Source organism: Cupriavidus sp. FW216-B1, from assembly GCF_058789195.1.
Genome location: NZ_JBYTEL010000010.1, coordinates 1 through 15134 on the forward strand (window position 1 = coordinate 1; position 15134 = coordinate 15134).

Sequence of the window (15134 nt, forward strand, 5' to 3'; positions counted from 1 at the left end):
ACCCATTCCCCCGCAGCCCTTGTCCCGTCTGCCTTTGCAGACAAGCTTCGTGTTGCGAGGGAGCGAATATTAAGGCCCCAATCGAGCCTTGGCAAGCGTTTTCTGCAAATTCCACAAGATTCTTTGTGACGCCGTGATGAAGTGCCGAAGTGCCGGCCGCCGGCCCGGGCGCTGCCGCGCAGCCCCTTCCATTAGAATCGCCGGATGCAAGCCCTTTCCTCCTCCGAACCGCCAGACCAGCCGGCCGGCACGCCGCAGCACCTGGATGCGCAGGCCCTGGCCGCCGCCCTCTCCCGTCCCATCGTCTTCGTCGACCTGGAGACCACGGGCGCGGACGCCACCCGCGACCGCATCACCGAGATCGGCGTGGTCGAGGTCGGGCCGGATGGCATTGTCGAGTGGGATACGCTGGTCGCGCCCGGCGTCGGCATTCCGCCCTTCATCCAGCAGCTCACCGGCATCACCGACGTCATGGTGCAGGGCCAGCCGCGCTTCGAGGATCTCGCGGAAGACCTGGCGGAGCGGTTGCAGGGCAAGCTCTTCGTCGCCCACAACGCGCGCTTCGACTATGGCTTCCTGAAGAACGAGTTCCGCCGCGCCGGCATCACCTTCCGCGCCGACGTGCTGTGCACGCTGCGCCTGTCGCGCTCGCTGTTCCCGTCGGTGACGCGCCACGGCCTCGATGCGCTGATCGCCCGCTTCGGCCTGGAACCCAAGGGCCGCCACCGCGCGCTGGCCGATGCCGAACTGCTGTGGCAGTTCTGGCAGAAGATCCACGGCCTGTACAGCGTGGCGCTGGTCGAGTCCGCCGTGCGCTCGCTGGTCAAGCGCGCGAGCCTGCCCGCCGGCCTGGAGGAAACCGCGCTGGACGACGTGCCCGACACCCCCGGCGTCTATCTCTTCTACGGCGACCAGGACCTGCCGCTCTATATAGGGAAGAGCATCCACCTGCGCCAGCGCATCGGCGCGCATTTTTCGGGCGACCACCGCGCCGCGCTGGAAATGCGCCTGGCCCGCGCGGTGCGGCGCGTCGAATGGCGCGAGACCGGCGACGAAACCGGGGCGCTGCTGCTCGAAGCCCGGCTCATCAAGCAGATGCAGCCGCTGCACAATCGCATGCTGCGCCAGAACACCGCGCTGTTCGCCTGGGAACTGCCGCCGGGCCTGAGCGCGCCGCTGCTGCGCTCGGACCGCGATACCGACTTCGCCCGCCACCCCAATCTGTATGGCGCGTTCGCCAGCCGCGCCGGCGCCGAGGCGCGCCTGACCGAACTGGCGCAGGACCACGAACTCTGCCAGGCGGCGCTGACGCTGGAAAAACCGGCCCGGCGCGGCCTGCCTTGCTTCGCCCGCCAGCTCCACCGCTGCCGCGGCGCGTGCACCGGCGAGGAAGCGCTGGCGGACCATCGCGAACGGATGGCGACCGCGCTCGCCGGCCTCGCGCTGCAACCCTGGCCGTTTGCCGGCGCGGTGGCATGGCGCGAGCAGGACAGCGCGCGCTCCTGGTGGCATGTCCTGGAGAACTGGTGTTATCTCGGCTCGGTATCCACGCTCGAAGAAGCGCCCGCGCTGCTGGCCGGGCCGGCCCGCTTCGACCTCGATACCTACCAGATCCTGGCGCCAAGGCTGGCGGACCTGCTGGCCGGCGCCATCGCGCTGGAGCCCGTGCGGCAATTCACGCTGGAGCCGCCCGCGCCGCCGGCACGGATCTCCTCCGACCGCGGCACCGCGCCGGCGGCCGGCCCGCGCCGCCGCAAACTGGCCAGCCCGGACCAGCAAACCCTGTCCTTCCCCGAACAATAAGTAGTAGCCCGGCAACGCACGACGGCCGCCCCGCGCGGTTGCGGTGCCGGCGCCGGCCGATCTGGCCGCGCTGACCTCACAGTCAAACGGTATACCAAATAAGCCGAAATCGCGCCCAATCGCGGGGCATGCGATGGCCTGCACGCGCGCATCCAACCCCGTTTTTGTGCCGCCAGATCCCGCATTGCACCAAAACGCGGCCCGTTCCGCCGCATTCCACATTCGTCTTGCGCTTCGCATTTCTGTGAATATAGTATACCGATTTTCGCCATAACCTCCCCAAGCCCCCAACCCGCGCCAGCCATCCGCGGGTCTACAAGACGGAGTACAGCGTGACGCGGCAAGACATTGCGAGCATCGACCCCGACCCGGCGGACCTCCGCTTCCTGCCGGCCTGGCGGGCAGCCGAGCTGCTGGCCGGCGGCCAGGCCAGCGCCGAGGACCTGGTCGACGCGTGCGAGGCCGCCTACGAGGCCTGGCATGCCGGCATCAACGCCATCGTGCTGACGGACTTTCCCGCCGCGCGGGCCGCGGCGCGGGCCAGCGACCAGCGCCGCCGCGAGGGCCGCGCGCTCGGCGCGCTGGACGGCATCCCGTTCTCGGTCAAGGAATCCTTCGACGTGGCCGGCTGGCCGACCACCTGCGGCAGCCCCGCCCAGCGCGGCAACATCGCCACCGGCGACGCCGCCGTGGTCGAGCGCCTGCGCGCGGCCGGCGCCGTGCTGCTGGGCAAGACCAACGTGCCGATCGGCCTGCGCGACTGGCAGAGCTACAACGCCATCTACGGCACCACGCGCAACCCGCACGACCCCGCCCGCACGCCGGGCGGCTCCTCGGGCGGCAGCGCCGCCGCGGTCTGCGCCGGCATGAGCTTCTTCGACGTGGGCTCGGACATCGGCTCCTCGCTGCGCAACCCGGCGCACTACTGCGGCGTGTTCTCGCACAAGAGCAGCCACGGCCTGATTCCGCTGCGCGGCCACGGCATCGGCCGCACCTATGGCGAGCAGGACATCAACGTGGCCGGGCCGCTGGCGCGCAGCGCGCGCGACCTGGAACTGCTGCTGCACGCGCTGGCCGGCCCCGACGGCAGCGAGGCGCTGGCCTACCGGCTCAGCCTGCCGCCCTGCGACAAGCGCGCGCTGGCCGATTTCCGCGTCGCCGTGCTGCCCAGCCATCCGCTGTGCGAGGCCGATGCCGAAGTCAGCGGCCAGATCGAGACGCTGGGCCGCTGGCTGGAGGCGCAAGGCGCCCACGTGCGCTGGAACGTGCGTCCCGATTTCGACGCCGCCGCCCTGTGGCACACCTACGTGCTGATGCTGCGCGCCACCACCTCGGTCCACATGGACGACGCCGCCTTCGACGCCGCGCTGGCCCGCGCCGCCGCCGTGACCTCCAGCGCGCCGGACAACCACGACTACGCCACGCTGCAATTCACCGGCGCCGGCATCCGCCACCGCCAGTGGCTGCAGCTGCAGCAGGCGCGCGCCGGCTTCGCCCAGGCCTGGCAGCGTTTCTTCGACGATTTCGACGTGCTGCTGTGCCCGGCCGCCGCCACCACCGCCTTCGCGCTGGACGAGGCCGGCGAGCCGTGGCAGCGCACGCTCCAGGTCAACGGCCGCGCGCTGCCGCTCACCAGCCAGTTGTTCTGGGCCGGCCATTCCGGCCTGTGCGGCCTGCCGTCGACAGTGGCCCCGATCGGCCCGGGCAGCAGCGGCCTGCCGGTAGGCGTGCAGATCGTGGCCGGGCGCTTCGCCGACCTGACCTCGCTGCGTTTCGCCCGGCTGCTCGAAGCGGCGGGTTTCGCCTTCCGGTCGCCGCCGGCGCATTCCGGCACGGTGCCGCGCGCTCCGGCGCGACAAGACTGACGACCCCCATCCACCAATAAGCAAAGACAGGCACAGACAAGGAGCGAGCATGCTGGACTGGTTCAAGGATCTATCCAAGATGGAGCGCAAGGGTTTCTACGGCGCGTTCCTCGGCCATGCAGTCGACGTGTTCGACTTCATGATCTATTCCTTCCTCATCTCGACGCTGCTCGCGCAGTGGGGCATGAGCAAGTCCACGGCCGGCGCCATCGTCACCTGGACGCTGGTGTCGTCGCTGGTGGGCGCCATCGGCGCGGGCATCCTGGCCGACCGCTACGGCCGCGTGCGCGTGCTGCGCTGGACCATCGTGGTGTTCGCGCTGGCCTGCTTCCTGTGCGGGCTGGCCAATTCGCCCGAGCAGCTGATGCTCTTCCGCATGCTGCAGGGCCTGGGCTTCGGCGGCGAATCCTCGCTGTGCATGGTGCTGGTGACGGAGATGATCCGCAACCCGGCGCACCGCGGCAAATACTCCGGCTTCGCGGCCAGCAGCTATTCGTTCGGCTGGGGCGCGGCGGCCATCGCCTACGCCGTCACCTTCAGCCTGTTCCCGGCCGAGACCGCCTGGCGCGTCTGCTTCTTCCTCGGCATCCTGCCGGCGCTGGTGGTGATCTACCTGCGGCGCAACCTGGAAGAGCCGGAAATCTTCGTCAAGAGCCAGGCCGAGCGCGCCGCGCACGACGCCCCGTCGGCATGGCAGCAGCTCGCGCGGCTGGGCCGCCGGCCGCTGCTGGGCAAGACCATCCTGTGCAGCCTGCTGTCGGGCGGCATGCTGGGCGCCTACTACGCCATCGCCACCTGGCTGCCGACCTTCCTCAAGACCGAGCGCGGCCTGTCGGTGTTCGGCACCAGCTCCTACCTGGCCATGACCATCTTCGGCTCGCTGGTGGGCTACGTGGCCGGCGCCTATGCCACCGACCGCTGGGGCCGCCGCACCACCTACGTGGCCTTCGCCGCGGGCGCCTTCGTCATGGCGCTGGTCTACATGGTGATCCCGGTCTCGAACACCTCGATGCTGTTCCTCGGCTTCCCGCTCGGCGTGCTGATGCAGGGCGTGTTCGCCGGCATCGGCGCCACCATCTCCGAGTCCTATCCCAACGATATCCGCGCCACCGGCTACGGCGTCTCGTACAACGTCGGGCGCGTGATCGGCTCGCTGTTCCCGCTGTCGGTCGGCTGGCTCAGCACCGGCCGCACCTCGCTGCCGCTGGCCATCGCCATCGTGGCGGGGGTGGGCTACGCGCTGGTGATGGGCGCCGCGCTGCTGCTGCCGGAAACCAGCGGCATCGACCTGGGCCAGGCCGGTGGCGGCGACAGCGAGCACGAGCCGCCGGCCGAGCCCGTCCGGGCCATGCTGGCGCCGACTGTGGGCAAGCCCGCATAACGCGCGCGCGCCCGCTTGCCGGCGGGCACGGCGCTGCGCTAGTCTGCGCAACGGGGGGACACGCCTGCCCCCGTGGAGCCGCCATGCCCGCCGTCCGCCGCGCCCTTGCCCCACCCTTGCCCCGCCGCCCGGCGGCGCGTTCCGGCGCGGCCCTCGCGGCTTTCGCGGCGCTCGCGCTGGGCGCCTGCGCCAGCCTCGAGCAAGCGGCCATGCAGCGCATGCTGGATTCCTGGCAGTCCGCGCCGATCGAGCAGGCCAAGGAACAGTGGGGCCCGCCACAGTCCGTGCAGGCGGTGCCCGGCGGCACCGCCTACCTGTGGACCGAGGAAGTGCCGCCGCCGCACCCGCCCGGGAGCGGCCCGCGCGACGCCCGCGTGCCCGCCTCGCCCGAGCCGGTGCCGCGGCCCGGCCAGTGCCAGCGCCGCCTGATCGCCGGCCCGAACGGCCTCGTCATCGGCGGCGACTGGTCCGGCAATGCCTGCTGCCTCACCGCCGCCATCGGCCGCTGCGCGGAGCTGGCCAGGAAATCGGCCGGCACCTGAACGCCCGCGCCCCTCGCACGCCGGGCCGGCGCATCCGGTCCACCGCCGTCTAGCTGGCGGCTTCCGGGCGCGGCCCCACATAGGCCGCGCGCGGGCGGATCAGCGCATCGCCGGCGCGCTGCTCCAGCGCGTGCGCGATCCAGCCGACCGAGCGGCCCAGCGCGAACATGCCGAACGCGGCGCCGGGCGGCAGCCGCAGATGCCGGCGCACGGCCACCAGCGCGAAGTCCACCGAGGGCCGCTGGCCGGACAGGCCGTAGGCCACGTCGATGATCTCCTGCCATTCGGGGTGATGCGCCAGCGTGCGCGCGAGCAGGCCGAACGCGCGCACGTCGCCGGCGGGATAGAGATGGTGGCCGAAGCCCGGCAGGTCCTCGCCGCGCGCCAGCCGCTCGCGCAGCCGGGCCTCGGGCGGCGCGCCGGCCAGTTCGTCCCACAGCGCCTCCACGCGCGCGGTGGCGCCGCCGTGCCGGCCGCCGGTCAGCGCGGCCAGCCCGCCCACCACCGACGCGCGCAGGCTGGCGCCGGTCGAGGCCACGCAGCGCGCGGTGAAGCTCGACGCATTCAGCTCATGGTCCGCGCACAGCACCAACGCCATGCGGATCAGGTCGGCGCCGGCCTCGTCCACGCCCCAGGCGCTCGCGCATTGCCGGTGCACCGGCGTGGCGGCCGGCGCGGTGCCCAGCAGGCACGCCGCCAGCAGCCGCACCAGCGCGCCGCAGCCCGCGGCCAGCCGCGCCGGCGACCTCTGCCATTGCGCGGTGTCGTCGTCATGGCTGGCGACGGTAAACAGCGGCAGCAGCGCTTCCTCGCTGCGGTGCCCGGCGAAGGCCGCCCGCAGCGCGGCGAGATGCGCGGGCGCGGCCGGCGCGGCGGCACCGAAGGCGGCCGGCTCCGGGCACTGCCACAGCAGCGCGCCCAGCGCCTCCAGCGTGACCGACTCCGACAGCGCCGCGGCATCGCAGCCGCGGTAATACAGGCAGCCGTCCTCGATCAGCGTGATGCCCGACTCCAACACCGGCAAACCCCAGCTCAGCGTGGCCTTGGCCACCTCGCGCGGTTTGCGCCCGCGCGTGCGCTGGCCGGCCAGTTGCTCCACGTCCGCCGCCAGGTAGCGGCTTTCGCGCGGGGTCTCGCCGTCGTGCGCGTGCAGCAGGCCGCGGCTGACGTAGGCGTAGAGCGTCTGGCGGGACACGCCGAGCCGGGCGGCGGCCTCGGCCGAGGAGAGGTAGCGGGACATGTGGCGCGTGAACGGGGGTGAATGGGGGTGAATGGGGGGTGAACGGGCGGCGATGGACAATGACTTGATTAAGTTAATCAATATTGACTATTAAAACAAGCGGCCTATCCTGCAAGGCACTGGCCGCCAGCCCGATCAACGATCCGCAACGATCCATCAGAGTGACTCCCGTCATGTCTTCACACGCACCTGCCGCGCCCGCCGCAGCAACTTCCGCCGCGCTTTCTTCCACCTCTTCCAACCTTGCCCCCGGCCCGGCCGCCGCCGCCATCCTGCGCGAGACCTGGGCCGGCGTGCACGGCGACCCCGCCTGGCTGGAGCGGCTGGACTGGAGCGGCGGCGGCAGCCTGCCGTCGGTCTTCCCGGTCACCGAACTGGCCGCCGCCACCGCCGGCGCCGCCAGCCTCGCGGTGGCCGAACTGATCCACGCGGCCAGCGGGCAGGCGCCGCGGGCCGGCGTCGACCAGCGCCTGGCTTCGCTGTGGTTCGGCACCTCGCTGCGCCCGCAAGGCTGGGAAGTGCCGCCGCAATGGGATACCGTGGCCGGCGACTACCGTGCCGCGGACGGCTGGATCCGCCTGCACACCAACGCGCCGCACCACCGCGCGGCGGCGCTGGGCGTGCTCGGCGTGCCCGCCGACAAGGCGGCGGTGGCGAAGGCCGTGGCCGGCTGGGAAGCGAACGCGCTCGAAGCGGCGGTGGTCGGCAACGGCGGCTGCGCCGCGGCCATGCGTTCCGCCGCGGACTGGGCCACGCACCCGCAGGGGCTGGCGATTAGCCAAGAGCCGCTGCTGCACTGGACCGACTTCGACGCCGGCGCCGCGCGCCAACACGCGTTCACGCGCGAGCGCCCGCTGCAGGGCATCCGCGTGCTGGACCTGACCCGCATCCTGGCCGGCCCGGTCGCCACGCGCTTCCTGGCCGGCTTCGGCGCCGACGTGCTGCGCATCGACCCGCCCGGCTGGGAGGAACCCAACACCGTGCCCGAGGTGGTGCTCGGCAAGCGCTGCGCGCGCCTCGACCTCAAGCGCGGCGAAGACCTGCAAATCCTGGAAGGCCTGTTGCGCCAGGCCGACGTGATGGTGCACGGCTACCGCGCCGACGCGCTGGCCCGCCTGGGGCTCGACGCGCGGCGGCGGCGCGAGCTCAACCCGGGACTGGTCGACATCTCGCTGGACGCCTACGGCTGGAGCGGCCCGTGGCAGCACCGGCGCGGCTTCGACAGCCTGGTGCAGATGAGCAGCGGCATCGCCGAGGCCGGCATGCGCCAGCGCGGCCTGGACCGCCCGGGCCCGCTGCCGGTGCAGGCCATCGACCATGCCACCGGCTACCTGCTGGCCACCGCGGCCGTGCGCGGGCTGTCGCGGCGGCTGGCCACGGGCGCCGGCTGCCAGGTGCGCGCCTCGCTGGCGCGCACCGCCCAACTGCTGCTGTCGAACGCCGGGCTGGCGCGCGACACCGCGCCGCTGGCCCCGGAAAGCGAGGCCGACATGGCCGGGCAGGTGGAAGCCACCTCCTGGGGCCCGGCGCGGCGCGTCCGGCCGCCGGTGACGGTGGCGGGCGCCCCGGTGCACTGGGCGCGCCCGGCCGGCGCGCTCGGCAGCGCGGCCGCCGCGTGGTGACGCGGCTCAGTCGATCTTCGCGCCCGAGGCCTTGACCGCCTGCCCCCAGCGCTTCTGCTCGGCGGCGATGGTCTGGCCGAAGGCTTCCGGCCCCTGCCAGGCCGGCTCCGCGCCCTGCTGCTCGAGCTTGGCGCGGGTGTCGGCATCGGCCAGCACGGTCTGCAGCGCGCCGGAAATCTTCGCCACCACCTCCTTCGGCGTGCCGGCCGGCGCCAGCATGCCGTAGAAGCCGACCACCTCGAAGTTCTTCAGGCCGGCCTCGTCCATCGTCGGCACGTCTGGCAGCGCGGGCGAGCGCTGCCGCGACGTCACCGCCAGCGCGCGCACCTTGCCGGCCTTGATGTACGGCGTGAACAGCGGGATCGAGTCGGCCATCATCTGCGCCTGGCCGCCCATCACGTCGGTCAGCGCCGGCGCGCTGCCCTTGTACGGGATATGGACGATGAAGGTGCCGGAGGCCTGCTTGAACATCTCCGGCATCAGGTGCGAGATGCCGCCGTTGCCGCCCGAGGCGAAGTTGAGCTTGCCCGGGTTGGCGCGCGCGTAGGCGATGAACTCCTTCAGGTTGCGCGCCGGCACGTTGTTGTTGACCACCATCACCAGCGGGATCAGCGCGGTGCGCGCCACCGGGGCGAAGTCGCGCGGCATGGCGTAGGGCAGCTTCGGGTAGAGCGAGCCGTTGATGGCCATCTGGCCGGTATTGGCCAGCAGCAGCGTGTAGCCGTCCGGCGCCGCCTTGGCCACGGCGTCCGAGCCGAGGTTGCCGGCCGCGCCGGCCTTGTAGTCCAGCACCACCGACTGGCCCAGGATGGGCTGGAGCTTCTCGGCCAGGATGCGGGCATGGGTGTCGACCGGCCCGCCGGGCGGGAAGCCCACCACCAGCCGGATCGGCTTGTCCGGCCACGCGGCCGCGGCCGGCGCCGCGGCCAGCGCGCCAGCCAGCAGGACAGGCAGTAGAACAGGCAGCGCCAACCTATGGGACAGGAATCGTGGTTTTGCCGCGAATTTTGCCATTTTGTCGTTTCTCCTCGTTTATATTTCGGCCTCGGTCTGTCAGCCTGTGCCTGCGCCGGAACGGCGCGAAAAAGCGCGGCGGGCGCCGCCCCTCCCGGGCAGCGCCCGCCCGCTAATGTGACGATTTTATGACAATCCGCCGGTCCCGACAGTGCATTCCGGCCCGATGAACCGCCCGGCGGATGCGCGGGCGCGTCAGCCATCCGCGCGCCTGGCGCGTTCAGGTAGCGGCAGGCCGCCGTGCAGGGCACGGCGGCGCCAGTCCGGCCGGCCCCGCTCCCCTGTCGGCATCCCCCCATCGGTGCCCGGGCCAAAGCCAAGGAAAGCCAACGTGAATGCAAGCAACCGCGCCGTCATCCTGTTCCTGTGGGCGGCACTCTATTTCTGCTCGGGCTACGTCTCGCACCAGCTCAACGGGCCGTTCTACGCCACCGGCTACATCTGGCTGCCGGCCGGCGTGACCACGGCCGCGTTCATGCTGCGGCCGATGCCGCGCTGGCTGCCGGTCGGGCTGGCCTTCTTCGCCGCGCAACTGCTGCTGGGCTGGGTCGAGGGGCGCGACACGCTGCGCCTGGTCCTGTTCTCGCTCGACGAGATCGGCTTTGCCGCGCTCGGCGTGGCGCTGGTGCGGCGCGCGCAGTTCTCGCTCGAGGGGCTGGTGTTCGTGCGCGCGCTGCTGATCGCCGGCGTGGCCAGCAGCGCGGCCAGCGCGGCGGTGGGCGCGGCGTGGTTCCTGCTGCTGCAGGACGTGCCGTTCTGGCGCACCTGGCGCGTGTGGGCCGCGGCCGACCTGGTCGGCGTGCTGATCGTGCTGCCGGTGCTGGCGGGCTGGTCGCGCTTCCGCGCCGCGCGCTCGGGCGGCATGAGCCGCGCCGACTTCCTCTCCGGCCTGGGCGCCTTCGCGGCGCTGGCGCTGACCGCCTTCTTCATCTTCGACCACCGCATCCTGCTGCCGGTCCAAAGCGGCGTGGCCTTCGCGCTGACCTATATCCCGCTGTTCCTCGCCGCCGTGGTGACGCTGCTGTGGGGCGGCCGGGGCGGCTCGGTGGCGGTGGCCATCCTGGCGCTGTTCGTGCTCTACAACACCAGCCAGGGCGACGGCCCGTTCGCCGAGCGCTCGCTCAACCACGGCCGCTCGCTGCTGGAGGCGCAGCTCTACCTGGCCGTGGCCGCGCTGCTCACGCTGCTGATCAGCACGCTGCGCACCAGCCGCGAGCAGCTGCTGGCGCAATCGGCGCGCAGCCAGAACGACGTCAAGCTGGCGCTGGCCGCCAGCGCGCAGCTGGTCTACTGCCTCGACCCGCGCAGCGGCACGCTGCGCTGGAGCGGCGACCTCGCCGGCCTGCTGGGCGTGCGCGAGGACGCCTTCCGCAACCTCGACGACGTGCTGGCCCACGTGCACGACGACGACCGCGCGCAGGTGCGCGGGCGCTGGCTGCGCGAGAGCGACGGCGAGCAGCGCACCGACATGCTGTTCAAGCTGATGCTGCCGGCCGGCAGCAGCACCCTGGTGCTGGACATGAGCGGCCCGCTGCTCGACGGCGACGAGTCGGTCGCGGTGATCGCCGGCGCGTGGCGCCTGCAGCCCGCCGACGTGCTCGAGGAGCGCGACGCAGCATGACGGCACCCGCGGGCGGCGGCACCGGCGCGCTGCTCATCCACGGCCTGGGCGGCACCCAGTTCGACCTCGGCCCGATGCACAAGGCCCTGCGGCGCGCCGGGGTGGAGACCCACGCCGTGACGCTGCCCGGCCACGCCGGCAGCCCCGAGGACCTGGTGCCGGTGCGCGCCGAGCAATGGCTCGACGCGGTCGCGCAGGCCTACGACGAGCTGGCGCCGCAATACGAGACCTTCCACGTGCTGGGCATGTGCATGGGCGCGCTGCTGGCGCTGGCCGTGTGCGAGCGCCGCCAGCACCGCAAGGGCCGCCTGGTGATGCTGGCCGCGCCGGTCTACATCGACGGCTGGTCCACGCCGTGGTACCGCGCGCTGCGCCACGTGGTCTACCGCATCCCCATGCTGCCCGCGCGCATGCGCGTGGACGAGGACGAGCCGTTCGGCATCAAGAACGACCTGGTGCGCGCCATCGTCAAGGCCAAGTTCGAGCGCGGCGACAACTTCCACTACCGCTGGGTGCCGCTGTCCTGCATCCACCAGGTGGACCGGCTGCGCGGCTGGGTGCTGCGCGGCGCCGGCCGCATCGCCTGCCCCACGCTGGTGGTGCACGCGCGCGAGGACGAGCTCACCAGCGTGCGCTCGGCCGACTTCCTCGAAGCCACCGTGCCGGACGTGCGCAAGGTGGTGGTGGAGAACAGCTACCACATGATCTGCGTCGACAACGACCGCGAAGAGGTGGTTGCCAGCGTGCTGGCCTTCCTCGGCTTCGATCCCGAGCGCGCGCGCCGCCGCGCGCGCGCCACCGTGGAAGTGCCGATGAGCGGGGAAGCCGTCGCCGCGGTGGTCGGCGAATACCTGCAGGCGCTCACCAGCGGCCACTTCGAGGCGATCTTCCCGCTGCTCGAGCCCGGCGTGCGCTGGCGCCACCACGGTGAGCCGCCGCTGGCGGGCAGCTACGACGACCGCGACGCGGTGATCGCCATGTTCGCCCGGCTCGACGCGCTCGCGGGCAAGACCGTGCGCGTCGCCGTCGGCGCGCCGCCGCGCATCGACGGCGCCAGCGTCGAGATCGACCTGGAGGCCAGCTCGGTGATGGAAGGCGTGCCGCGCCACAGCCGCGGCACGCAGACCCTGCGCCTGCGCAACGGCCGCATCGCGGCGGTCACGTTCCGCCGCGCCGGCGCGATCGCCGCCGACGCCCCGGCCGCCGCGCAGTGAGCGGCGCGGCGCGCGGGCCGGCCCGCGCGCCTAGAACACCCGGCCCAGTTGCAGGTACAGGTTCCACACCCCCTGCGGCGCCGCGGCGAAACCGAAGTACAGGGGACCGATCGCGCTGTTGCCGCCGATGAACAGGCTGGCGCTGGACTTGTACGGCCCGTTGCCGAAATTCCTGCGCCGCAGCCACACGTCGCCGGCCTCCAGGCTCGCGCCCACCACCGTGCTGCGCAGCCCCGGCAGGATGAACTCGCGCAGGTCGTTCAGGTAGGTCACGCGGCCGTACAGCAGGTAGTTGCCGGAGAACTGGTCCTGCGCGTAGGCCGAAAGATGCTGGAAGCCGCCCAGCGTGAAGCCCAGCCCGCCGCTGACGCTGTTGTCGCTGCGGTGGTCGCCGTAGGTGGTGGCCGCCTCGGCGGCCAGGTTCAGCGTGTGGCGGCCGTAGCTGGTGGCCCACAGCGCCTTGGCGTGGGCATCGTTGAAGCGGTTGTCGGCGCCGCCGAAGGCCAGCTCGTTGGTGGCCAGCAGGTAATAGCCGGTGCGCGGGAACAGCGGGTCGTCGAGCTGGTCGATGGTGAGCTGCGAGCGCACCGTGGGCTGGCGCACGCGCCCGTGCGGGAACAGCCGCCCGCTGCCCACCGGCAGGTTGTAGGCCGCCGAGTAGTTGACCTGCTGGTAGTTGATGCCGGTGCGGAACTCGCCCAGCCGGCCCAGCGGCACGCCCAGGTCCAGCCCCGCCACCGCGGTGTCGATCTGGTAGGCGGTGAGCGGCGTGGTGTTGCGGTTGGGCGCGCTGTCGCCGTAGAGGTCCACACGCTTGCGGCCATACTCCGCGTAGGGCGCCACGTAGAAGCCGAGCCGGTCGAACACCGGCTGGCGCAGCTCGGTGTGCAGCCGGGCCTGGTTGCTGCCGAGCACGATGTCGTTGCGCCACTCCAGCCCGCCCGGCGTGATCCACGGATAGCGGTGCCCCAGGTTCAGGTTGAAGCCGCCCTGCCCGTTGAAGGTGTTGGACACGCCGAAGCCGAACAGCAGGAACTGCGGCCCCCACGATTTCTGCTGCGCCTGCACCTTCAGCACGTTGGCGCCGTTCTCGCTGACCAGCTCCTGCGTCACGCTCTCGAAATCGCCCGAGGTGGACAACTGCGCCATCTCGCGGTTGAGCGCCACCGCGTCGTAGGTGTCGCCCTCCTTCACGCCCAGGTACTTGCGCACGAAGCTGGCCGGGATGCGGCCCTTCGAGTCGATCTGGATGGCGTCGATGCGCGCCGGCCCGGCCACCGTGCGGCTGCCCTGGCGCGCCGCCAGGTAGGTCTGCCAGGCGCCGTCGGGCAGCGCCAGCGCCGCCAGCGCGGGCGCCGCCGCGCGCACCGCCGCCGCGCCGCCCTGGATGCCGTCGCTGGCGCGCGAGAAATCCGTAAACGACAGGTCGCCCAGTTGCGGCTCGATCAGCACGTCGCCGGGCTTGAGCCGCGCCTTCTGCGCGTCCACGTTCTGGTTCATCAGGATGGTGACCATCTGCTGCGTCACCGCCGCCGGCGAATCCAGCGTGGCGGGATCGTCCAGCGGCGAGCCCACGTTGACCGCGATGATCACGTCCGCGCCCATGTCCCGCGCCAGTTGCACCGGCAGGTTGCTGACCAGCCCGCCGTCGACCAGCACGCGCCCGCCCACGTCGATCGGCGCGAACAGGCCCGGCACCGCCACGCTGGCGCGGATCGCGCGCGGCAGCGAGCCGTGGTCCAGGATCACCGGCTTGCCGGTGCCGAGGTCGGTGGCGATGGTGCGGAACGGCGTCGGCAGCTTGTCGAACGAAGCGTCGGCCGGCAACTGCGCGGTCCAGTTCTGCAGCAGCGCCAGCAGGCGGTTGCCCTGCACCAGTCCGGTGGGCAGCTTGAGCTTGCCGCCGCCGTAGCCGGCCGAGATGCCGATCGGGTATTGCAGGTCGTCCTCGCGCTGCGCCTGCGGCAGCTCGGCGCGCTCGTTGCGGTCGAAGGCGATGTCGCTCAGGTTGATGTGCGACAGGCGCGCCTCCAGCTCGCCGGCCGGCAGCCCGCTGGCGTACAGCCCGCCCACCACCGCGCCCATGCTGGTCGCGGCCAGGCAGTCGATCGGCACGTGCATCTGCTCGAGCGCCTTGATCGCGCCGATATGCGCGTAGCCGCGCGCGCCGCCGCCGGACAGCACCAGGCACACGCGCGGGCGCTTGGCCGCGGCGCCGTGCCGCGCGTCTGGCTGCGTGCCTTGCTCCGCGGCCGCCTGCGCGGGCCGCGGCACGGCCGCCAGCATCACCGCCAGCGCCAGCCGCAGCGCGGGAAAACCGTGTACCAGCGGCCACAGGCGGCGGGCCACGCTTGAGAGAGAGCGGAACATGGAGGCAACGGGGGCGGAACGGGGCAGCAACGGGATGACCACAACATGCAAGACCGCTTGGCATGCGGCCCGGCGGCGCAACCCGCGCCGGTTCGGCAGGGGAAGGACGTCACGATAGGGCAATTGCCCCGCCTTGAACAGCGGCACGTGCACCGATGCCTGGCCGGCGGGCGCGTCCGCCCCGCGCCCGCCGCCTGCCCCGCCGCCCGTATCGCGAGCTATGGCGCGGAAGGCCGGCCATCGGCGGCAAGTGCGCGGCGCAGCACCGTGGGCGGCCCCGCGCCGCAATCGTATGCCGGATACAACAAGGGCTGGCGGGAGGCTCCCGGCGCGCGGGGCAATGGCCGCGCCGGCAACGAACGGGTCGATCCCGGGGGTATCGGGCGGCGAGCCGGACGCGGCACCGGCAGCAACTGCCGCGCGCGGTTCCACGCTTGACGAAACACCGTGGTGCCCATATGG

General features: G+C 72.3%; 10 protein-coding genes. 7 read left to right on the forward strand and 3 right to left on the reverse strand.

Annotated features, from left to right (window positions below; translation table 11 throughout):
• Nucleotides 1-204: 204 nt before the first annotated feature.
• From AC3WXD_RS20505 to AC3WXD_RS20520, 4 genes are all read left to right on the forward strand, one after another.
• Nucleotides 205-1803 (forward strand): 3'-5' exonuclease family protein, encoded by a 1599-nt coding sequence (locus tag AC3WXD_RS20505; RefSeq protein WP_492324564.1) that lies wholly within the window; start codon nucleotides 205-207, stop codon nucleotides 1801-1803.
• Between the two features lie 332 nt (nucleotides 1804-2135).
• The gene (locus AC3WXD_RS20510; protein WP_492324565.1) at nucleotides 2136-3668 is read left to right on the forward strand and encodes an amidase; all 1533 of its coding nucleotides are present in this window, start codon (nucleotides 2136-2138) and stop codon (nucleotides 3666-3668) included.
• Between the two features lie 49 nt (nucleotides 3669-3717).
• Nucleotides 3718-5049, forward strand: coding sequence for an MFS transporter (locus AC3WXD_RS20515; RefSeq protein WP_454733848.1), 1332 nt, complete (start codon nucleotides 3718-3720; stop codon nucleotides 5047-5049).
• 83 nt (nucleotides 5050-5132) lie between these two features.
• Entirely contained in the window at nucleotides 5133-5591 is a 459-nt protein-coding gene (locus AC3WXD_RS20520) for a hypothetical protein (protein WP_492324566.1), read from the forward strand.
• A 49-nt stretch (nucleotides 5592-5640) separates the two neighbouring features.
• Here the strand turns inward: AC3WXD_RS20520 and AC3WXD_RS20525 are convergent, their stop codons facing one another.
• Nucleotides 5641-6831 carry a citrate/2-methylcitrate synthase gene (locus AC3WXD_RS20525; RefSeq protein ID WP_492324567.1) on the reverse strand — a complete coding sequence of 397 codons (1191 nt, stop codon included), beginning with the start codon at nucleotides 6829-6831 and terminating at the stop codon, nucleotides 5641-5643.
• Nucleotides 6832-7004: 173 nt separating this feature from the next.
• On the opposite strand from AC3WXD_RS20525, the gene AC3WXD_RS20530 reads away from it, so the two are divergent.
• Nucleotides 7005-8453 carry a CoA transferase gene (locus AC3WXD_RS20530; RefSeq protein ID WP_492324568.1) on the forward strand — a complete coding sequence of 483 codons (1449 nt, stop codon included), beginning with the start codon at nucleotides 7005-7007 and terminating at the stop codon, nucleotides 8451-8453.
• 6 nt (nucleotides 8454-8459) lie between these two features.
• Here the strand turns inward: AC3WXD_RS20530 and AC3WXD_RS20535 are convergent, their stop codons facing one another.
• On the reverse strand, nucleotides 8460-9467 hold the full coding sequence (locus AC3WXD_RS20535; RefSeq protein ID WP_492324569.1) for a Bug family tripartite tricarboxylate transporter substrate binding protein: 1008 nt from the start codon (nucleotides 9465-9467) through the stop codon (nucleotides 8460-8462).
• A 331-nt stretch (nucleotides 9468-9798) separates the two neighbouring features.
• Between AC3WXD_RS20535 and AC3WXD_RS20540 the strand changes: the two genes are divergently transcribed.
• Both AC3WXD_RS20540 and AC3WXD_RS20545 read left to right on the forward strand, forming a co-directional pair.
• A complete protein-coding gene (locus AC3WXD_RS20540; RefSeq protein WP_059416050.1) occupies nucleotides 9799-11088 on the forward strand; it encodes an MASE1 domain-containing protein in 1290 nt (429 codons plus the stop codon).
• The gene (locus AC3WXD_RS20545; RefSeq protein WP_492324570.1) at nucleotides 11085-12302 is read left to right on the forward strand and encodes an alpha/beta fold hydrolase; all 1218 of its coding nucleotides are present in this window, start codon (nucleotides 11085-11087) and stop codon (nucleotides 12300-12302) included. The genes AC3WXD_RS20540 and AC3WXD_RS20545 overlap by 4 nt, the downstream gene beginning before the upstream one ends.
• A 30-nt stretch (nucleotides 12303-12332) precedes the next feature.
• On the opposite strand, the gene AC3WXD_RS20550 is transcribed toward AC3WXD_RS20545, so the two are convergent.
• Entirely contained in the window at nucleotides 12333-14672 is a 2340-nt protein-coding gene (locus AC3WXD_RS20550; RefSeq protein WP_492324571.1) for a patatin-like phospholipase family protein, read from the reverse strand.
• Nucleotides 14673-15134: the final 462 nt, after the last annotated feature.